The sequence below is a fragment of the Caballeronia sp. LZ029 genome, assembly GCF_031451275.1.
Classification (GTDB): Bacteria; Pseudomonadota; Gammaproteobacteria; order Burkholderiales; family Burkholderiaceae; genus Caballeronia; species Caballeronia jiangsuensis.
Genome location: NZ_JARUXO010000004.1, coordinates 744,808 through 764,684, shown reverse-complemented (window position 1 = coordinate 764,684; position 19,877 = coordinate 744,808). Strand labels below are relative to the sequence as shown.

At 65.1% G+C, this 19,877-nt stretch carries 14 protein-coding genes; 7 read left to right on the top strand and 7 right to left on the bottom strand.

From position 1 onward, the window contains the following. Positions 1-161 precede the first annotated feature (161 nt). On the top strand, positions 162-1,214 hold the full coding sequence (locus QCE73_RS29470) for an aldo/keto reductase (RefSeq protein ID WP_309884703.1): 1,053 nt from the start codon (positions 162-164) through the stop codon (positions 1,212-1,214). A gap of 195 nt (positions 1,215-1,409) precedes the next feature. Then, a complete protein-coding gene (locus QCE73_RS29465) occupies positions 1,410-2,591 on the top strand; it encodes a 4-hydroxybenzoate 3-monooxygenase (protein ID WP_035501943.1) in 1,182 nt (393 codons plus the stop codon). A gap of 48 nt (positions 2,592-2,639) precedes the next feature. Here the strand turns inward: QCE73_RS29465 and QCE73_RS29460 are convergent, their stop codons facing one another. Then, positions 2,640-4,895 carry an amylo-alpha-1,6-glucosidase gene (locus tag QCE73_RS29460; protein WP_035501944.1) on the bottom strand — a complete coding sequence of 752 codons (2,256 nt, stop codon included), beginning with the start codon at positions 4,893-4,895 and terminating at the stop codon, positions 2,640-2,642. A gap of 179 nt (positions 4,896-5,074) precedes the next feature. On the opposite strand from QCE73_RS29460, the gene QCE73_RS29455 reads away from it, so the two are divergent. After that, a complete protein-coding gene (locus QCE73_RS29455; RefSeq protein ID WP_035501945.1) occupies positions 5,075-5,869 on the top strand; it encodes a sulfite exporter TauE/SafE family protein in 795 nt (264 codons plus the stop codon). Between the two features lie 256 nt (positions 5,870-6,125). Further along, on the top strand, positions 6,126-7,823 hold the full coding sequence (locus tag QCE73_RS29450; RefSeq protein WP_309884702.1) for an acid phosphatase: 1,698 nt from the start codon (positions 6,126-6,128) through the stop codon (positions 7,821-7,823). A 3-nt stretch (positions 7,824-7,826) separates the two neighbouring features. On the opposite strand, the gene QCE73_RS29445 is transcribed toward QCE73_RS29450, so the two are convergent. Further along, entirely contained in the window at positions 7,827-8,219 is a 393-nt protein-coding gene (locus QCE73_RS29445; protein ID WP_309884701.1) for a RidA family protein, read from the bottom strand. Between the two features lie 142 nt (positions 8,220-8,361). On the opposite strand from QCE73_RS29445, the gene QCE73_RS29440 reads away from it, so the two are divergent. Then, positions 8,362-9,258: an NAD-dependent epimerase/dehydratase family protein gene (locus tag QCE73_RS29440; protein WP_309884700.1), complete on the top strand. Its 897-nt coding sequence runs from the start codon at positions 8,362-8,364 to the stop codon at positions 9,256-9,258. 64 nt (positions 9,259-9,322) lie between these two features. Here QCE73_RS29440 and QCE73_RS29435 read toward each other — a convergent pair whose 3' ends face one another. The 3 genes from QCE73_RS29435 to QCE73_RS29425 all read right to left on the bottom strand — a co-directional run bounded on the left by QCE73_RS29435 (position 9,323) and on the right by QCE73_RS29425 (position 14,655). Then, a complete protein-coding gene (locus tag QCE73_RS29435) occupies positions 9,323-10,432 on the bottom strand; it encodes a malate/lactate/ureidoglycolate dehydrogenase (RefSeq protein WP_309884699.1) in 1,110 nt (369 codons plus the stop codon). A gap of 179 nt (positions 10,433-10,611) precedes the next feature. Further along, on the bottom strand, positions 10,612-12,081 hold the full coding sequence (locus tag QCE73_RS29430) for a M20 family metallopeptidase (RefSeq protein WP_309884698.1): 1,470 nt from the start codon (positions 12,079-12,081) through the stop codon (positions 10,612-10,614). A 96-nt stretch (positions 12,082-12,177) separates the two neighbouring features. Next, positions 12,178-14,655, bottom strand: coding sequence for a penicillin acylase family protein (locus QCE73_RS29425; protein ID WP_309884697.1), 2,478 nt, complete (start codon positions 14,653-14,655; stop codon positions 12,178-12,180). 125 nt (positions 14,656-14,780) lie between these two features. Here QCE73_RS29425 and QCE73_RS29420 point away from each other — a divergent pair, with 125 nt between their 5' ends. Further along, complete coding sequence (locus QCE73_RS29420; RefSeq protein ID WP_309884696.1) at positions 14,781-14,972, top strand: oxidoreductase-like domain-containing protein; 192 nt, start codon at positions 14,781-14,783, stop codon at positions 14,970-14,972. Positions 14,973-15,065: 93 nt separating this feature from the next. Then, positions 15,066-15,575, top strand: coding sequence for a DUF1993 family protein (locus QCE73_RS29415; RefSeq protein ID WP_035501953.1), 510 nt, complete (start codon positions 15,066-15,068; stop codon positions 15,573-15,575). Between the two features lie 95 nt (positions 15,576-15,670). On the opposite strand, the gene QCE73_RS29410 is transcribed toward QCE73_RS29415, so the two are convergent. Continuing rightward, positions 15,671-16,963: an AcvB/VirJ family lysyl-phosphatidylglycerol hydrolase gene (locus tag QCE73_RS29410; RefSeq protein WP_309884695.1), complete on the bottom strand. Its 1,293-nt coding sequence runs from the start codon at positions 16,961-16,963 to the stop codon at positions 15,671-15,673. Beyond that, on the bottom strand, positions 16,960-19,554 hold the full coding sequence (gene mprF / locus QCE73_RS29405) for a bifunctional lysylphosphatidylglycerol flippase/synthetase MprF (RefSeq protein WP_309884694.1): 2,595 nt from the start codon (positions 19,552-19,554) through the stop codon (positions 16,960-16,962). Before mprF ends, QCE73_RS29410 begins: the two co-directional genes overlap by 4 nt. Positions 19,555-19,877: the final 323 nt, after the last annotated feature.

The following is a 19,877-nucleotide window of genomic DNA, read 5'->3' as shown; positions in this document are numbered from 1 at the left end:
CGGGAATGCTCGCGGCCCACCCCAGCGTTTGCAGGAACAGGCAAGGATTGAACAGGATCAGGCTATGGACCCGCCACGCGCCGGGACGATACTGCATTGCCGGCCGGATCGTTCGCTCGAGTCGAGCGATGCCGCGCCTTTCCAGTCAATCGGGAGCAACCATGCGCTACAGGAAATTCGGCAATACCGGTCTTTTCGTCTCTGAACTGTGCCTGGGCACGATGACTTTCGGCGGCGGGACGGGCGGGATCTGGGACAACATCGGCCAGTTGCAACAGGCGGACGCGGACAAGCTGATCGGCCGCTCGCTCGACGCGGGCATCAATTTCATCGACACCGCCGACGTCTACGCCGACGGCCAGTCGGAAATCATCACCGGTCAGGCGCTGAAGAATCTGAAGGTGCCGCGCGAAAACGTCGTCGTCGCGACGAAAATTCTCGGCGAAACCGGAACGAAGGGTACGAATTCGCGCGGCGCGTCGCGCTATCACATCATCGACGGGGTGAAGGCCAGCCTGAAGCGGCTGCAACTGGATCACGTCGATCTGTACCAGATTCACGGTTTCGATCCGGCGACGCCCATCGAGGAAACGCTGCGCGCGCTCGACAATCTCGTGCAGCACGGGCATGTGCGCTATATCGGCGTGTCGAACTGGGCAGCGTGGCAAATCATGAAGGCGCTCGGCATCTCCGAGCGGCTCGGGCTCGCGCGCTTCGAGTCGCTCCAGGCGTATTACACGATCGCGGGCCGAGATCTCGAGCGCGAAATCGTGCCGCTGCTGCAAAGCGAAAGCGTCGGATTGATGGTCTGGAGCCCGCTCGCGGGCGGCCTGCTTTCGGGCAAGTTCACGCGCGACGGCGCGAAGGAAGAAGGCAGCCGGCGCACCAAGTTCGATTTCCCGCCGGTCAATGTCGAGCGCGCGTATGACTGCGTCGACGTGATGCGGCGCATGGCCGAGGCCAAGGGCGTGTCGGTCGCGCAGATCGCGCTCGCGTGGCTGCTGCATCAGAAGGTCGTTTCGAGCGTGATCATCGGCGCGAAACGCATCGAACAGCTCGACGACAACATCGCGGCGACGAAAGTCCGGCTCAACGAGGACGAACTCGCGGCACTCGACGAGGTTAGCCAGTTGCCCGCGGAATATCCGGGCTGGATGCTCACGCGGCAGGGCGAATATCGGCGCAACCAGTTGAAGGAAAAGTCGGCGGAGTAACGCTGTGTGACGTGCGGGCGGGCCGGTTCGCCGCTCGCACGTCGTAGGGATTTACCCGCGGCTCACCCATTTTCAAGGCATTTTCGGGCCTTTATCTCAAAATTAGATAGACCGTATCCTCCGTATCGCGTTGCGGCATAAGGCCGCTCTGCCGACACTGTACGCACAACATCACCACTGCCTCACGGAGACAACATGCGTACTCAGGTCGGCATCATCGGCGCGGGCCCCGCCGGGCTTCTTCTCTCTCATCTGCTGCATCTGCGCGGTATCGAATCCGTCGTGCTCGAAGCACGCAGCCAGGACGCTATCGAATCGACGATTCGCGCCGGCGTGCTCGAACAAGGCACGATGGACACGCTCAATCAGGCCGGTCTCGGCGCGCGCATGCAGGCCGAAGGCGCGCTGCATCATGGTTTCGAACTCGCGTTCGAAGGTCAGCGCCGCCGTATCGCGCTGACGGAGCTGACCGGGCATTCGATCACGGTCTATGCACAGCACGAAGTCATCAAGGATCTGGTCGCGGCCCGCCTCGCGGCGAACGGCGCGTTGAAGTTCAACGTATCGAACGTGTCGCTGCACGACTTCCAGGAAGGCAGCGATCGCAAGCCGCGCATCAAGTATCAGCACGAAGGCCGCGACGAAGAACTGGAATGCGACTTCATCATCGGTTGCGACGGCTCGCAGGGCGTGGCGCGCCAGTCGATTCCCGAAGCGGTCCGGCAGGACTATCAGCGCATCTATCCGTTCGGCTGGTTCGGCATTCTGGTCGAAGCGCCGCCCTCTTCCGACGAGCTCATCTACGCACGCCACGATCGCGGCTTCGCGCTCATCAGCACGCGCTCGCCGGGCGTGCAGCGCATGTACTTCCAGTGCGATCCGAAAGATACAGTCGACGCCTGGTCCGACGACCGCATCTGGGCCGAACTGCACGCACGCGTCGATAGCGCCGATGGCTGGCAGATCACCGAAGGCAAGATCTTCCAGAAGAACATCGTCGGCATGCGTAGTTTCGTGTCCACGCCGATGCAGTCCGGCAAGCTCTTCCTCGCCGGAGACGCCGCGCACATCGTTCCGCCGACTGGCGCGAAAGGCCTGAATCTCGCGGTGTCGGACGTTCGTGTGCTGAACGCCGCGCTCGACGACTTCTACAAGGAAGGCGGCACCGAGAAGCTTGCGCGCTACACCGAGACGGCGCTGAAGCGCGTCTGGCGCGCCGAGCATTTCTCGTGGTGGATGACGCGCATGCTGCACAAGCTCGACGACACGTCGCCGTTCGAGCAGCGTCTCCAGGTGGCCGAACTGGAACACGTGACGACGTCGCGCGCGGCAGCAACCGCGCTGGCCGAAAACTACGTCGGCAGCGTGGCGGTTTAAACGCGCATCACACGCACAGCGCCACCGTGGCGCTGTGCGCTTACCGCATCACAGCACCGCAACCACTCGTACATCCCCTTCCACCGACGGAATCACCTGCCCGCCGACGCGCCGGAACGTGATCGTCGCGGTCTTGTCGCCGAGGCGCAGATCGCCGATTTCCAGCCAGTCGATGCCTTCGGGCAACGCGGGCCTGTCGATGCGCACTTCATCGTTGACGGCATCGACGGTCACGCCCAGACACGCTTCCAGAACCATGAAGGGCGCGCCCGCCGCCCAAGCCTGAGGCAGACAGGCGACCGGATACGCAATCGGCCGTTCGCCGCGCTGACGCGTGAATCCGCAGAACAGCTCCGGCAGCCGCATATCGAAGGTGACCGCGGCTTCGAACAACGATTGCAGCAAGCCCACGGCCGCGCCGCGGTCGCCGTAACGCGCGAGACCGCGTGCGCACAATGCGGTGTCGTGCGGCCATACGGAGCCGTTGTGATACGACATCGGATTGAAGCGCGGTTGCCCCGCCGCCAGCGTCCGCACGCCCCAGCCGGTATGAAAGAGCGTGGATTCGAGCTGACGCGCGACCGCCTCGCCGCGCTTGCGTTCGACGAGATCGAATGCAAGCAGATGCCCCGCATTCGACGACAGCACGCGGCACAGTTCGCCCTTGCCGTCGAGCGCGATGCCGTAGAAGTCCATCTCCGGCATCCAGTACATTTCCTCGACGCGCTCGCGAATGTGACGCGCACGGCGCTCGTAGTCGGACGCACTTTCATCTTCGCCGCGCTCGCGGGCGAGGCGCGCCATCGTGGAGAAAGCCGTCGACGCATAACCCTGCACTTCGACGAGCGAGATCGGACCGACCGGAAATTTCCCGTCCGCATGGAAGACGGAATCCTGACTGTCCTTCCAGCCCTGATTCGCGAGACCGTGTTCCGATGCGCGCTGATAGTCGAGCAGGCCGTGCGGATTCTTGTCGCAATGGCGGGCGACCCATTGCGCCGCGAGCTGCAACGACGGCCAGATTTCGTCGATCAGCGCACTGTCGCCGGTGCGTTCGGCATACGCGCCCGCCAGCACGATGAAGAGCGGCGTGCTGTCCACGCCACCGTAATACAGCGCGAACGGCACCTCGCCGGTCGCGGCCATCTCGCTTTTGCGCGTCTCGTGCATGATCTTGCCGATTTCGGCATCGCGGAACGCCGAGTCCTCGCGCGCCTGATGAGCGGCGAGGAAGCGCAGCACACCGCGCGCGAGCGTCGGATGCAGCCAGAGCATTTGCAGCGACGTGATGATCGCGTCGCGGCCGAATGCCGTCGAGAACCACGGAATGCCCGCGTACGGATAAGGGCCGGTTTCGAGATCGGTGGTGAGCAGGCCGAGATCGGCGAGCGAACGGTCGATCCATTCGCTGAAAAGCGGATTGCTCGAACGCACGCGCGCGCTCGCGCGACGTCTGTCGCGCATGCGGCGATGCGCTTCGACGAGCGCCTCGCGGATCGCCGGACGGCCCGATTCGGGCGCACATTCGGCGGCTTCGGCGGCGTTGCGCTTGCTTTCCTCGCTGGCGTCCGAGAGCGCATGCGTCACGGCCGTCACCGACAGATACACGGAGATCGCGGTTTCCGACTGGATATGCAACGCGTAGTCGGCGCGCGTGGGCGACAGTACATCCGGCGCGGGCGTGAACTGGATGCGCGCCGTGCGCTCGACTTCGTCCAGGCCGACATAGCGCAACACGACTTCGCCGTTCTCGATCGCGGGCGCACGTAAAGTGCCGCGCTTGCCGCGTTTAGCGCCGCGCACCTCGAACATGTCGAGAAAATCCGCCGCGAAGGAGATCGAAAGCGGCACGGTGGACGGCTCCGTGCCGTAGTTCGTCAGCACGATGCTCTCGTGCAGCACGTGCCCCGAGAGCACGCGCTTGCGCTCGACGTGGATCACGCCCTCCGGCGTACGGGCCCCGCCGATCGGCGGCAGCGGGCGGTTGGTCAGATGCGCCGTGAACACAGCGTTATCGCTCGATACGCTCCCGGAAAGCAGCGAGGGCGCACGCCCGCCGAACGTCAGCACGAGTTCCGAGAGCACCCGCGTGTCGTTGACGAAGAGGCCGTCGTCGCCACCGCGAATGTCGCCGTTCGCATCGTAGACGGCGAATGTGTTGCCGGATTTCAGGACGAACTGGCGTTCGCTCGGCATGTTGGCATGCTCGGTCGGGATGAACGCTTCGTCCGCGAGTCGCGGCTGCGACTCCTGCGCTTGTTGTTGCTGTCGTTGCTGCTCTTGCGACTGTTCCTGTGTGTTCATTGCACCTTCCTGAAAGTAATCTGAAGGGTTTTTCTGAGCCGCTCGGGGAGCGCGCTCGAAGCTCCCGGGATGACGCAATCGCTCGGTCGAGCAGTGCTCTCGTGCAGCAAGTGAGCCACTTACCCGCTATCATCGACGGTTTTTCGACCCAACCACGCCTGACGGGTTCTCCGCGCGCAATGTCATTTCCGCATATCGACTTACTTTATTCTGCCTCAGGGCTGGCGGTTGGCTTCCTGGTTGGCCTGACGGGTGTGGGCGGCGGCTCTCTGATGACGCCGCTGCTCGTCCTGCTGTTCGGCATCCATCCGGCGACCGCTGTCGGCACCGACCTGCTGTACGCGGCCGCGACCAAGACCGCCGGTACGCTCGTGCACGGCATCAAGGGCTCGGTCGACTGGCGCATCACCGGCCGTCTCGCGGCGGGCAGCGTGCCGGCGGCCGCGATCACGCTGTTTTTCCTGCACTCGCACGGCATTGCGTCGCCCGGCACCGCGCGGCTCATCCAGTTGATACTCGGCACGGCGCTCCTCATCACCGCTATTTCGCTGGTCTTTCGGCCGCAGCTCGCGCGCTTCGCGTACAAGAAAGGACATGGCCGCCCCGAACACCCCGTGCGCACCGCCGCCTGGACGGTTTTCACCGGCGCGATTCTCGGCGTGCTGGTTTCGATCACGTCCGTGGGCGCGGGCGCGATCGGCGTGACCGTGCTGCTCCTGTTGTATCCGCGTCTCGCGACGGTTCGCATAGTCGGCTCCGACGTGGCGCACGCCGTGCCGCTCACCTTGATTGCCGGCGCTGGCCACTGGATGCTCGGCTCGGTCGACTGGAACCTGCTCGCCTCGCTCCTCGTGGGTTCGATTCCGGGCATTGCCATCGGCAGCATGCTGTCCTCCAGGGCGCCGGAAGCGCTGCTGCGCCACGTGCTCGCCGCGACGCTCGTTCTTGTCGGAGCAAAGCTCGTATTCAGTTGATGTTAGTCACGCTCGTTCGCGCTTTCCAGTCGGCTGAAAGACATAGGCCGATTCGCACGACATTGCTGTTTTTTGCCTATGCCGTTCGGCCGGGTTTCGCGCGGCGGGGCGATACGGCATCATCCCCACTCAGTTGAGCCGCGCGTAGCAACGCGGCAAAGTCGGGGCGCCGGGTAATGGGCGCGTCATCTTTCGGCGTCGATAATGCAGGCGCGCGTCATCGGACGTGCACCGCATGTTCACGAGGAGTCAGGCGATGAATGAGAAGGACCATCCGCAGCATGAGCTTCCCTCCAGCATTGACACGCCAGCCGGCGACGCACCAGCGGACCCCGCCCGGCGGCGGCTGCTTGCGGCGGGGGTAGGTCTCGCGGGGCTGTCGCTCGGCGGATGCAATCTGTTCGAAAACAAGCCGACCACCCCGAAAACCGCAGCCGATGTCGCGCTCGACCGTACGCTCGCGGCGAAGGTTCAGCACATCGTCGTGATCTACGCGGAGAACCGCAGCTTCACGAATCTCTACGGCAACTATCCGGGCGTGCAATATCCGCTCTCGGCCGTGCCCGCATCGCATTACACGCAACTCGATCGCGACGGCCTCACGCCCATGCCCACGCTGCCGAAAATCTGGGGCGGGCTCGTGCCGCAGGCGCAGGAAGTGGGCGGCAAGCGCTTCGCGATCACCGAGCAGCAGATCACCGATCTGAGCAACGCGCCCTTCCAGATCATGGACGCGAGCGGCGCGCCGCTCCCCAATTCGGTCATCACGCGGGATCTGGTGCACCGGTTCTATCAGAACCAGATGCAGATCAACGCTGGCCGCAACAATCAGTTCGCGGCGTGGGGCGACTCGGGCGGTCTAGTGATGGGCCACTACCAGAACTCGCCTGACACGCTAAGGCTGTGGGGGCTCGCGCAGCAATACACGCTCTGCGATAACTTCTTCATGTCGGCGTTCGGCGGCTCATGGCTGAACCATATTTTCCTGATTTCCGCGCAGGCGCCCTTCTATCCGGATGTCAAAGGCAGTCCGGCCGCCAAGCTGCTCGCGGTCATCGAAGGCGACGATCCCACGGGCTCGCGTCTGAAACTTGCGCCGGATTCACCGAAATCCGCGCTCGAAGGGCCGCCGAAGTTCGTGCGCGACGGCGCCCTCACCGCCGACGGTTACGCGGTCAACACCATGTTTCCGCCCTATCAGCCGAGCAATGTGCCGCCTCCGCAAGGCGGCGATCCGCGTTACGCGGACCGGTCGAACGCGCTCGTGCTGCCGCCGCAGACCTACGCGACCATCGGCGACCGTCTGTCGGACAAGAATATCGACTGGGCGTGGTACAGCGGCGCCTGGCAATACGCGCTAGAGCATCGCGATACCGGCATGGTGCCGGATTTTCAATATCACCATCAGCCGTTCAATTACTTCGCGAACTACGCGCCGGGCAGCGCGGCGCGCGTGCAGCATCTGCGCGACGCGGGCCTGGGCGACGATCCATCGACGAACAAGCTGCTCGCCGACATCGACGCGGGCCGGCTGCCCGCCGTCACGTTCTACAAACCGCAAGGCAATCTCAACATGCACGCGGGCTATGCGGACGTCGCGTCCGGCGACCGGCATATCTCGAACGTGATCGAGCACATCCGGCGCGGGCCGCAGTGGGACAACACGGTGGTGATCGTCACCGTCGACGAGAACGGCGGCTGGTGGGACCACGTCTCGCCGCCGAAGGGCGATCGCTGGGGTCCGGGCTCGCGCATTCCGGCGCTCGTGATCTCGCCGTTCGCGAAGAAGGGCTACGTCGATCACACCGTGTATGACACGAACTCGATCCTGCGCTTCATCTCGCGCGTGCACGATCTGCCACCGCTCGACGGCGTCGCCGCGCGGGATCGCGCGTTCGCCGCGAGCGGCCAGACGCCGCTCGGCGACCTGACGAAACCGCTGGACCTCGCGTGACGGCTAGCCGCGCTCGATCCAGGCGCGCGCGGAGATCTCCAGCAAATAGCCATAGTGCAGCGCGCCGACCGGCACGACGGCGCGCGCCGGCTTCCACGCGCCGAAGTGGCGCGCGTAGATCTCGTTGAACGCCTTCCAGTGTTCGACGCCGACGAGATACACGGTCACTTCGATGCAGTCCGTGAGACTCGCGCCCGCCGCTTCGAGCACGGTGCGCAGATTGGACAGGGTCTGCTCGGCCTGCTCTTCGAACGGCAGGTCGCCGGTATGCGTGCCGTCCGGGCGGATCGGCAACTGGCCGGACACGCAGACGAGGTTGCCGGCGCGCGTCGCGTGGCTGTAGTGTCCCGGCGGAATCGGCAGACCGGGAGCGTTGATGGTTTCGATCGGTGGCATCGTCGGTTCGGGTTTAGTGAAACGCGGTCGCGTGGATTGTTGATTTCGAGTCAAGTTTCATTTGAGACTATCACCGTTTTTGCGAAAGTCGAAGCGGCTCATACTGTGCTCATCGTAGTTTGAACATCAACGGAGCACGGACATGAACATCTTCATCACTGGCGCGGGCGGCTTTATCGGCGGCTCGATCGCGGCGGGACTCGCGCGCGACGGTCATCGCGTGCGCGGGCTCATCCGGCGCGCGGAACAGGCCGACGACCTGAAGCGCCTGAATATCGAACCGGTGATCGGCAGTCTGGATGACACGGACTTGCTGGCCACCGAAGCGCGTGCCGCCGATGCAGTGATCAACGCGGCGAGCAGCGATCATCGCGCCGCGGTCGAGACGCTGATCGGCGCGCTCGAAGGCACGAACAAGCCGTTCCTGCATACGAGCGGATCGAGCATCGTCGGCGATGCGTCGGGTGGCGAGGCATCGGACAAAATCTACTCCGAGGACGACCTGCCCGCACCGACGCCCGACAAGGCGCCGCGCGTGGCGATCGACACGCTCGTGGTCGACGCCGCCAAACGCGGCGTGCGCTCGGCCGTGCTCTGCAACACGCTGATCTACGGCCACGGCGCCGTGCCGAATGCGACGAGCGTGCAATTGCCGCGGCTGGAGCGTCAGGCGAAGAAGAGCGGCATTGTGCGTCACGTCGGGCGCGGTCTGAACATCTGGTCGAACGTGCATATCGACGATGTCGTCGATATCTACCGGCTGGCGCTCGAAAAATCGCCGGCGGGCACGTTCTACTTCGTCGAAAGCGGCGAATCGCAGTTTCGCGACATGACCACCGCGATGGTGCGCGCGCTCGATCTGCGCGGCCCGGAAGACTGGCCGCTCGAAGAAGCGATCGAGGAATGGGGTTACGAAATGGCGTCGTACGGCCTCGGCTCGAACAGCCGCGTGCGCAGCAAGCGCACGCGCGAGGTGCTCGGCTGGCAGCCGAAGCGCACATCTGTTATCGAGTGGATCGAAAAGGAGATGGTCCGCTGATCGCGAATCGCGAGTCGCGCGGCAAACTGGCTTGACCAATTTGCCGCGCAGGTGACTTCGTGGGTTACTTCAACGCTGCCGCAAACTTCTCGATTTCCGCTTCCGGCATGCCCGATTTCGTCGCCGAATCGCGGATCTGCTTCCATGTCGTCGGATCGATCGCGATGCCGTTCGCCGTGCGATCCGCGCGACGCGCGTCTTCCGGCTCGCCCGGCGCGTAGATCGCGTCGATGCCCTCGGCGCGCGGCGAGGCCTTCATCCATTCGAGGAACGCTTCGGCTTCGGCCTGCGCGGCGGGCGCATCGAAGGCATTCGGATCGACAATCACCGAGGTCATGCAGTTGATGATCGCGCTCGACTTCTCCAGCGTCTCCTCGTGCGTCGTATAGCCGCCCGAGAGCGCCCCGCCGAAGATCTCGCACAGCGCGGCGAGGCCCGATCCCTTGTGCAGCCCGAACGCCGTCAGCGAGCCGAAGGGCTCTTCGTGCATCACCTTCGGCTCGATGGTCGGCTTGCCTTCGTGATCGAGCAGCATGCCCGGCGCGACCTTCACGCCCTTGTTGTACGCGACCCGCGTCTTGCCGTAAGCGATGCCGGCCGTCGCGAAGTCGAGCACGAGCGGGCTTTTGCCGTCGCGCGGATAGGCCGCGCAGAACGGATTCGTGCCGAAACGCCGGTCGATGCCGCCGAAGGGCGCGACGAGCGGATCGCCGGCGACGTTCACGAAATGAAACGACACGAGGCCCGCCTTCGCGCACTGCTCCGCCCAATGGCCGATACGCCCGATGTGATGCGCATTGCGCAAGCCCACCGCGCACACGCCGAGCTTTTTCGCGCGCTCGATGCCATGCTCCATCGCTTCGTAGGCGACCACTTGCCCGAAGCCCTTGCGGCCGTCGATGGTCAGCACCGCGCCGGCATCGCGCACGATTTCCGCGTGCGTGTTGAGCTTCAACTGGCCCTCGCCGAGCGACGCGACGTAACGCGGGATCATTCCCACGCCGTGCGAATCGTGACCCGACAGATTCGACATCACGAGATGATCCGCAACCAGTTCCGCCTCGCGCGGCGCGCTGCCGGCTGATTCCCAGATCGCGCGGACATAAGCGTGCAGCGTGTCGGCGGCGATGCGCTGTTCGGTGGCGGAAGGGGTGGACGTGGGGGATGCATTCATTGCGGCACTCGTCTCCGTAGTTGATGGCTCGCGCGTTCGATTGTCGAAACGCGCGTGGGCCTATCACTTTACAGACGATCAACTGGCCTTACCAGTTTGTTTTTACAAAATCGCTGAAAACGCGCGCAAAAAAGCCCGGGCGAACCGGGCTTTCCATGACTTCGACCGGCGATTGATGCTCAGGGCGCAGCCGCAATCACTTCCGCGACCGACGCGGTCAGCCTCTTCGCATACGGAACGTGCAGGAATTCGTTCGGGCCGTGCGCGTTCGATTTCGGGCCGAGCACGCCGCACACCATGAACTGCGAACGCGGAAATCCTTCCTTCAGCGTGTTCATCAGCGGAATCGTTCCGCCCTGCCCGATGTACGCGACATCCGCGCCGAAGTGACGTTTCGACGCCTCGTTCAGCGACGAACGCAGCCAGGGCGCCAGGTCCGGCGCATTCCAGCCCGTTGCGGCGCCCGCTTCGGGCTTGAACGTCACCTTGGCGTTGTATGGCGGATCCATTTCGAGCAGCCGCTGCAAATGCACGACCGCCCTCGCCGCATCGACGAGCGGCGGCAAACGCAGCGACAGCTTGAACGCCGTGCGCGGTGCGAGCACGTTGCCGGCATCCGCGAGCGGCGGCAGGCCCGATGCGCCCGTCACCGTGAGCGACGGACGCCAGGTGGAATTGAGAAGCGCTTCGCGAGGATCGGTGGTCGTCGGCAGAACGCTGCCACCGTCCGCGCCGCAGCTCCACGGCAGCTTCTTCCAGACATCGTCACCGAGGATGCGCGCGGTCATTTCGGCTTCGCGCCGGCGCAGCATCGGAATCGGACAGTGAAAGCCTTCCGGCAGCAGATTGCCGGTGCCCGAATCTTCGAGGCGCTCGAACAGTTGCCGCATGATACGGAACGTCGAAGGCGCGATGCCGCCGTAGCCGCCCGAGTGAATACCCTCTTCCAGCACCTGCACTTCGAGATCGCCCGCGACGAGACCACGTAGCGACGTCGTGAGCCACAGTTGGTCGTAGTTGCCCGCGCCGGAATCGAGACAAATCACGAGACCGACGTCGCCGAGCCGGTCGCGCAATGCGTCGATGTAAGGCAGGAGATCGTAGCTGCCCGATTCCTCGCACGTCTCGATGATGCCCACGCAACGCGGCCGCTCGACGCCCTGCGCATCCAGCGCCGCGAGCGCGGTGATGCTGGCGTAGGTCGCATAGCCGTCGTCAGCGCCGCCGCGGCCGTAGAGCTTGTCGTCTTCGAGCTTCGGCGTCCACGGACCGAGATCGCTGCGCCAGCCTTCGAACTCCGGCTGCTTGTCCAGATGGCCATACAGCACGACCGTCTCGTTGCTGCCGCTACGCGTGGCGGGCGTTTCGAAGAAAATGACCGGCGTGCGCCCGGGCAGGCGCACGATCTCGACCGTCAGACCTTTCACCGGCTGCGTTTTGATCCAGTCGACCGCGTCCGTGACCACGCGCTCGATGAAGCCGTGGCGCGCCCAGTCGCTGTCGAACATCGGGCTCTTCGCGGGCACGGCGATGTAGTCGGTCAGCGCGGGCACGATTTCGTCGTTCCATTTGCGCTCCACGAACTCGCGCAGCGCGGCGGAATCGAGCCGTACCGTTTCGTCGTGTTGCGTGCTTTCGCCGATAGTCATGACCGTGTTTCCATTCGAGACAAACTTCAATGATAGACGCGTTTTGCCCCCGGCTGGCGCGGCCGCGGCGCGTGTATGCCCCTTTTGCGTGATTTTTTAGCGCGCGGGCGCGCCCGCTGCGCCATCGCGCGTTCCCGAAACGACGACGCGCGTCGCGGCCGGATCGGAATCGATCGCCTGATCGGAAAACGGGAAGCGCAACCAGCGCTTCGCCGCAAACGCGCGCGTGGCGTCGCCCGAGTGCGGCGAGGCCGGATCGTCGGATTCGGCGTGCGAGAGCATGGTGTCGGCTTCCACGCCGTTCTCGCCGAAGGTGACGACCTGCACGTAGCTGTCGCCCTGGCCGGCGATGTCCATCGGATAACCCTTCGCGTCGAGCGGACGACGCGCGCAGACGATCGTGAAGTAACCCTCCTCGTCGCAGCCGCCGTAGAGCGGCACGCGCGCGCCGTTCCGTGTCGTGTAGAGAATGTCGCCGCGCCGCGAATCGAGCGCGAAGCCGTTCAGCTTCAGCGCGAGCGCCGCGCCTCCGAGCGCCTGGCGCAAGTCCTGAATCACCGCGGGATTGTCGGCATTGAAGCCTGCCGGCGTCGCGAGCGGCTTGTTCGGATCGAAGCCCGATTCATACAGGCGCTCCGGCGCGATACGCGTCGCGCGCAGCCAGAACTCGTCCCAGAGATTCGCGCCGCGCGCATCGATATCCGCGGTGCCGTTCCAGTTGCGCAGGACCTCGCAGGCCTCGTGCAGCGGGCCGACGGCTTCGTTGACCGTACAGACGACATCGAGCAGCGGCTTGCGGAAGAGCCGCTCGGACATCGAGTTCGTCTCCAGCACGGCCGATTCGAGCGCCTCGCGTGTTACGCCGCCGCGCTCGCGTTGCAGGCGCGCGGCGAGCAGATGCCCGTAACGCGTGCGCAGCGACTGCTCGACGCCGGTCGCGCCCGCGATGCGCGGATAGCCCGACATTGGCGCATTCGCATTGGTGAGCCAGTAGCTGTCGTTGAAATTGCCGACGTAGTCGCCGCGCGTCGCCGTCGGCAGTTGTTCGACGCTCAGCGTGCCCGACTGCACGCTCGCCGGATCGACGCGCCATGCGCACGCGCTCTTCGAGCCATCGAGAAACGGCACGCCCGGCACGCGAGCCGCGAACGCGCGGCCGGCCGGTGTCGTGCACGATTCCGCGAGCGCGTCGGGCACGTTCGGGATCGGGCCGATATCGGCGAACCAGACCCGGTCGTCGCCGCGCCCGATCGCGAAGGTGTTCGCCCACGGCATCGCGGCGTAGCGCTTCTGGATCGCCATGAAATCGGCGAGCGAGCGCGCCTGATTCCACGCGAAGAAGTTCTGGAACGAGCGCGTGTTGTCGATGTTCACGTCGGCGAGGGCGTAGGCGCGCTGTGCGCTCCAGCCGAGTCCCTGCGCCATCGGCGACAAATCGACCACCGGGCCGAAGCGCGTCCCGTACAGCGTGCGCGACACCGATTCATAGGTGCCGTCGGCGCGGCGCGAGCGCACCGTGAGCGGCACGGGCGTCATCGCTTCGCTATGGCCATCGACGAGATAACGCGTCGGATCGGCGGGATCGAGCGTCAACTGGAAGATGCCGAAGCGACGCGCGCTCGACACCGTGTGTGTCCACGCGATGTTCTCGTTGAAGCCGAGCACGATCAGCGGCACGCCGAGAAACGACACGCCCGCCACGTTCAACTGGCCGGGAATCGTCAGTTGCGCCTGATAGAAACGGTCGGGGCCGCGCCAGAACCAGTGCGGATTGCCGAACAGGATGCTGCGTTTGTCGCGCGTGATCGGCGCGCCGAACGCGAGCGCGTTGCTGCCGATGCCCGGATTCTCGCCGATGGAAAAGCGCAACGATTCGAGCGCGGTTTGCGCGGTGTCCGATGCGGCGGGCGAATCGCTGTCGCTGCGCGGCGCAGTCGTGGCCGGTTTCGGTGGATGCGCCATCGCGATTGGCGTCACGAAACGCGCTGAGCCGCTCGCGAGATTGGCCGCGATCAGGCGCAGGTAGATGTCGTCGGCGCTGATCTTGTCGACCCACGGCTTGCCGCGGCACGCCGCGTGCGCGTTCGGAAAGCTGCCGGCGTTCAGATCGGCGAGATAGCGGTTGTAGCCGTTCGCGAAACCGTCGATCAGATTGCGCAGCTCGGCGGGCTGCGCCTGACGGGAACGCTCGACGGCCGCATGATCGCCGACCAGACGAAAGAAGAAATCCGCGTCGATATTGCGCGGCTGGCCGAAGGTCGCGGTGGCTGGCGGGCGCGCATCCGGGCCGAACCACGCCGATCGCTCGCCGCGATACGTGACGAAGCCATCCGCGAGCGTGCACAGGTTGTCCTGCGCCTGCGCATAGCCGAATCCGAAGCCGAGACTGCCCCAATCGGCGGCGCGAATATGCGGAATGCCATCCTGCGTGCGGCGGATCTCGGCGCTCCAGTTGCTCTGCGCGACCGGATTCGTCTGGCCGGGTCCGACCGACGTTTCCGGCGGCGCGACGCAGCCGGCCAGCAACGCGCTCAGAAGCGCGCCGGAGATCGCAAGGCTGACGAAGTGATTCATCGCGTGAGTCCCCCGGTCCGATCGACGTGATGACGGGCGCATCGACGCCCCGCGCGCAGTATCGCATTGCGGGCAGCGCGATTCGCCGCCAAAGTTTAGCCGCTCGCGTCCGTCAGGCGTTGCCGATGCACAATGAAGCGATGAACGATACGTCCAGTCGCCCCGCTGATCCGCGCCCGATGCCGCCCGAGCGTCCGTTGCCGGAAGACTGCTGCCAGAGCGGCTGTAGTCCGTGCGTCTTCGACATGTATCAACAGGAACTGGAGCGCTATGAGGCGGAACTGCGCGCGTGGGAAGCGCGGCGTGCCGCACGGTGAATCGTTCCGGCCGGTTCGAGCAGGCAAATGTGCGCGGCGCTATGCTTGTGTCCCCTGTCGCTGTAGAAACCAGAACTCAAGGAGAACAATTCCATGTCTCTCACGATGTATCGCGCATCGATTCCCGTCTTCATCCGCGGACTCGAGGTATGCGCGGATCTGCTGAAGAAAGGCGCCGCCTTCGCCGATGAAAAAGGCCTCGCCCACGCCGACGTGATCAACGCGCGCCTCGCCCCCGACATGCTGCCGCTCGCCGCCCAGATTCAACGCGCGAGCGATACGGCGAAGCTGTCGGCGGCGCGTCTTTCCGGCGTCGAAGCGCCGCGTTTCGAGGACGACGAAGACAGTTTTCCGACGCTGCAGGCGCGCATCGAGAAGACGATCGCGTTCCTGAAGAGCATCGACAAGGCTTCGTTTGCCGGCTGCGAGACGCGCACCGTCACGCTGAAGTTTCCGGACTTTTCGCCGTCGTTTTCGGGCGACGATTATCTGTTCGGCTTCGGGCTGCCGAACTTCTACTTTCACGTCGTCACGACGCACGACATCCTGCGCCACCTCGGCGCGCCGATCGGCAAGCGGGATTTTCTCGGACCGCTCAAATGAGGTTGTGATGCGGGTCGCGCACGTTGATTGAACGTGGCGTTTGACAGGCCGCTCGATCGGACGATCGAGCGGCCAGATGAAGGCGTGTGTGAGAACTATCCCTGCCGCGCCGCGATCTGCTTGCGCCAGCCCGCGAGAATGCGCCGCGCGAGCGCGTCGTAGTCACCGCCGAAGTGATGATCGCCGGGCAGCTTCACCACTTCGATACCGGTCTTCGTCAGTTGCGGACACAACGTGTCCTCTTCCTTCTCGCCGTAAATGCATTGCACCATCGACGGCGGCAGCTTGTTGAATTCCGGCCGCACCTTGAGCGCCTTTTCGCTCGCGTGCATGCCGAGCCAGCCCGTGACGCGGATCTGAAAATCCGCGTCGGGCGAGAATCCCATCAGCGAGATATACGACACCTGCTCGCGCACCGCGTCCGGCAGACGGTTGTACGCGAACGGCATCACGTCCGCGCCGAACGAATAGCCGACGAGCGCGACATGGCTCGTATGCCAGCGCGCGTTATAAGCGCGGATCACGCGTGCGATGTCATTGGCCGTTTGCTGCGGCGTCTTCTCGCTCCAGAAGTAGCGCAGCGAGTCGATGCCGATCACCGACACGCCATCGCGTTGCAGCGCGAGCGCCATCGTCTTGTCGAGATCGCGCCAGCCGCCGTCGCCGGAAATGACGATTGCGAGCAGATCGGTCGGTTGCGCGGCGCGCAGTTCGATCAGCGGGAGATCGGAGACGTCGCTATCGGTCGCGGGCTCGATCTTCTTCAGATGCGGCGCCGTCATCGCAACGAGCGCGGCGGCCTTCGTCTGACCCGGTTGCAGCGCCGTGCGCTCCATAAAGCCGGGCAAGCCCTTCGCGTGGATGATGGTCGGGTCCGGCGGGCACGGTTTGAAGCGTGCGTCGAGTTGCGCGTCGGCCGCGAGCGACACGGCGCCCGCGACGGTGTTGTCGGGCGCCTGCTTCAGCGAGCTTTCCGCGACGGTCGCGCCCTGCCCCGTGCCGACCAGAATCGGCGAGAAATAATGATTCGACTGCACGGTGCGTTCGAGCTGATGGCTCATGTTCTCCGCATCGCCGACGAGGTTATGGCAGGACTTCTCGGTCTTGTCGGCCGCGAGTCGCGTGGCGTAACGGGGCGTATCGACGCCGATCACCATCGCGCCCTTGGCGGCGAGCGCATCGGCGGCTTCCTGATCGGCCGGCGTCCAGCCGCTTTTCTCGGAGAACAGCACGACGAAGCCGGTCATGCCGCCCGCGGGCTTCGTGAGCGTCACCTGGCCGTAACGTCCACCGGAAATCGATTCGGCGGCATGCGCCGCGTTGAACAACGACGCACCACAGACGGCGGCCACCACGAGCGCCGCCGCTTTCTTGCAAAGGAATTTCATGAACGCCAACCGCCCGCGAGGAGCGAAAGATCCGCCAAAGTGAAAAATACGCCGACCGAACCGGACGCCGCCAGATAACGCGGCTCCCAGCGCGGCTGGAACTTGCTTTTGAATCCGCGCAGTCCGCGGAAGTTGTAGAAACGGCCGCCGAAACGCCAGACGAGCCCCGCGAGCCGATGCCAGTGCGATGCCAGCGGCGTCGGTTCCATGCCCGACAGCGGCGCGATACCGAGCGACAGCGACTTGAACCCCGCTTCCTTCAGATGCAGCGCGAGCTTGGTGAAGAGGTACTCCATCGCGTAAGGCGACGCGGCCGACACATGGCGCATCACGCCGACGGTCGCTTCGGTGTTCATGTCGGTCGTCATGAAGGTGACGAACGCGACCGGCTCGCCCTGCTGGCGCACGAGCAGCACCGACTGCGCCGCGAGGTATTCCTCGTTGAACGCCGCGACCGAGAAGCTCTTCTCGCGCGCGGAGCGGCTTTCGAGCCAGTCGTCGGAAATCGCGCGCAGCATCGGCATGCTTTCGGCGATATGCGCCGGGCCGATGACTTCGGTATCGAAGCCATCGCGCTCGCCGCGCTTCAACGCATAGCGCAGATGCGACCGGTGCGAGCCCTTCAGATCGAACTCGGAGAGCGCGACGTGCGCTTCCTCGCCGAGCTTCATCAGCGTGAGGCCGGCATCGAGATAGAGCGGCAGCGCGTCGGCGCGGACCTGATAGAACGCCGCGCGGCCGTTGTGCGCATGCGCGAGCTCGACGAATTTGCGGATCAGCTCCGCCCACTCGCGGCGCGGGCCGACCGGATCGTGCAGCGCGGCCCACGTGCGGCCATGCTTCGCGTACATCAGGAAAGCTTCGCGCGATTCGGAGAAGAGGAAGCTCTTGTCGCCCATCATCGCGAGGCCGGCGTCGCTGCGTTCCTGCGCGCGGAAAATGCGCGCGGCATCGGCGAGATCCTGCGGCGCGGGTTTCACGAAGCGGCCCGCCGCCGGACGCAGCAGTTGCCACACGCCGAATGCCGACGCGAACACTGCCGCCGCGAGCGTGGCACGCAGCGCACGCGGGGCGCGCTCGTCGAAGGCGAACTGCCACCAGAGATCGCCGCTGTACGGCACGTCGCGGAAGGCGAAGAGCATGATCCACACGGCGAACGCCATCACGACGCCGATCGAAATCAGCCACGTCGCGGTGAAGCGCTCGGCAAAGAGCGACGAGCGGCGATTGAAGCGCTCGCGCGTCAGAACGAGCAGCACGACGAGGAACGCGAGCACGCCGACTTCGACGAACGCGAGACCCTTTGCGAGCGACAGCGCGAGGTTCGCGACCGCCAGCACCAGCGCGAGCCACCAGGCGGCGTCGAGCCGGCGCATCAGCCCGCGCGCAACGAAGAGCAGCAGCACGCCCAGCACGGAGCCGAGCAATTGCGAGCTTTCCAGCACCCACAGCGGGACGATGGTCTGCAGCAGCGCGATACGCATCTTGAACGCGGGCGTCGCGCCCGAGATGACGAGCATCGAGCCCGCCGCGAACGTGACGATCGAGAGGAACAACGGTGCGAGTTGCGACACGTGACGCGGGCTCAGCAGACCGAAACGGCCTTTGAGCGCGCGGCCTTCGAACGCGGCCATCACGCCGGCGGAAAGGATCAGCGGCAGGCCGAAATAGATCGCGCGATACGCGAGCAGCGCGGCGAGCACGTCCGGCGTCTGGGCGCTGTTACCGAGCGCGAACACCATCGCCGCCTCGAACACGCCGACGCCGCCCGGCGTATGGCCGATCATGCCAAGCAGCATCGCGGCCGAGAAAACCGTCATGAATTCGCCGAAGCCGACTTGCGGGTTCGGCAGGAGCGCCCAGAGCGCGAGTCCGGCGCCGAGCACATCGACGACCGCGAGCGCGGCCTGCGCGACGAAATCGCGGCGCGCCGGCACGGTGAACGAAAGCCACGTCCAGCGCGAACGCAGCGTGCGCGGCGCTGCGCCGCAGACGATGACCATCGCCACGAACAAGGCGAGAAGCGCCGCGCCGGTGACGCGCAGCACGGCCGGCGGCACGTGCATCATGCCCGAGAGCGTGCTTGCGCCGAACAGCATGCCGGCGGCGGCCATGAATGCGAGGGACAGCGCGAGCGTGACGCTCGTGAAAATCGTCAGACGGCCGACCTGCGCCGGCGTGACCTCGGCCGCGCCGTACACGCGGCAGCGCACGGCGCCGCCTGTCAGGGCGCCGAAGCCCGTCACGTTGCCGAGCGCCGAGCCGACCGTCGCGCCGACCCACAGCAGGGAGCGCGGCACCGCGACGCCGATGTGACGCAGCCCGACCGCGTCGCGCCCGACGAGCGCGGCGAAGCTGAGCGCGGTCGCGAACAGCGCGGCCATCCAGGCTTGCGGCGTCATCAGCCGCAGCGAGTGGATCACCGACTTGTAATCGACCGAGCGCGAAAGATGCTGGAAGACCACCAGCAGCAGCACGCAGATGACGACCGTGAGCACGGGCGCGGCGAACCGCTGAAAATCGATACCGCCGGACGGACGTCCGGTCGGGGAGATGGCGCGAAGCCGGGCAAGCAACTTTGTGCGAGACATGCGTTCTATCAAACTGGCAACCGCTGCACACCGGCCGCAAGCGATCGATGGCAACGGTACAACACGGTTTATCGGGACCCGCGCACCACACGCGGTCGGAGAGCGCCACTTCGGCTCCCTGCCGCCCGCGCTCGCGCCATACAAAAGGCTTTAAAGCATGAAACGCCTATATAACGGCGGCGGTTGACCCGACTTGACTAATATTGGGAAAACTACGGATCGAAAGCTTGCCAACAGATCTGGCGCGGTTTTCCGGACGGCTCAACCGGCACGAATGACCGATCACGCGCGCTTTACGGTTTGTCAGGAGAGCGGTTAGGATC

Bases quoted from the DNA above. Each gene is read 5' to 3' on its own strand.
- QCE73_RS29470 (WP_309884703.1), top strand. From the start codon at position 162: ATGCGCTACAGGAAATTCGGCAATACCGGTCTTTTCGTCTCTGAACTG.
- QCE73_RS29465 (WP_035501943.1), top strand. From the start codon at position 1,410: ATGCGTACTCAGGTCGGCATCATCGGCGCGGGCCCCGCCGGGCTTCTT.
- QCE73_RS29460 (WP_035501944.1), bottom strand. From the start codon at position 4,895: ATGAACACACAGGAACAGTCGCAAGAGCAGCAACGACAGCAACAACAA.
- QCE73_RS29455 (WP_035501945.1), top strand. From the start codon at position 5,075: ATGTCATTTCCGCATATCGACTTACTTTATTCTGCCTCAGGGCTGGCG.
- QCE73_RS29450 (WP_309884702.1), top strand. From the start codon at position 6,126: ATGAATGAGAAGGACCATCCGCAGCATGAGCTTCCCTCCAGCATTGAC.
- QCE73_RS29445 (WP_309884701.1), bottom strand. From the start codon at position 8,219: ATGCCACCGATCGAAACCATCAACGCTCCCGGTCTGCCGATTCCGCCG.
- QCE73_RS29440 (WP_309884700.1), top strand. From the start codon at position 8,362: ATGAACATCTTCATCACTGGCGCGGGCGGCTTTATCGGCGGCTCGATC.
- QCE73_RS29435 (WP_309884699.1), bottom strand. From the start codon at position 10,432: ATGAATGCATCCCCCACGTCCACCCCTTCCGCCACCGAACAGCGCATC.
- QCE73_RS29430 (WP_309884698.1), bottom strand. From the start codon at position 12,081: ATGACTATCGGCGAAAGCACGCAACACGACGAAACGGTACGGCTCGAT.
- QCE73_RS29425 (WP_309884697.1), bottom strand. From the start codon at position 14,655: ATGAATCACTTCGTCAGCCTTGCGATCTCCGGCGCGCTTCTGAGCGCG.
- QCE73_RS29420 (WP_309884696.1), top strand. From the start codon at position 14,781: ATGCACAATGAAGCGATGAACGATACGTCCAGTCGCCCCGCTGATCCG.
- QCE73_RS29415 (WP_035501953.1), top strand. From the start codon at position 15,066: ATGTCTCTCACGATGTATCGCGCATCGATTCCCGTCTTCATCCGCGGA.
- QCE73_RS29410 (WP_309884695.1), bottom strand. From the start codon at position 16,963: ATGAAATTCCTTTGCAAGAAAGCGGCGGCGCTCGTGGTGGCCGCCGTC.
- mprF (WP_309884694.1), bottom strand. From the start codon at position 19,554: ATGTCTCGCACAAAGTTGCTTGCCCGGCTTCGCGCCATCTCCCCGACC.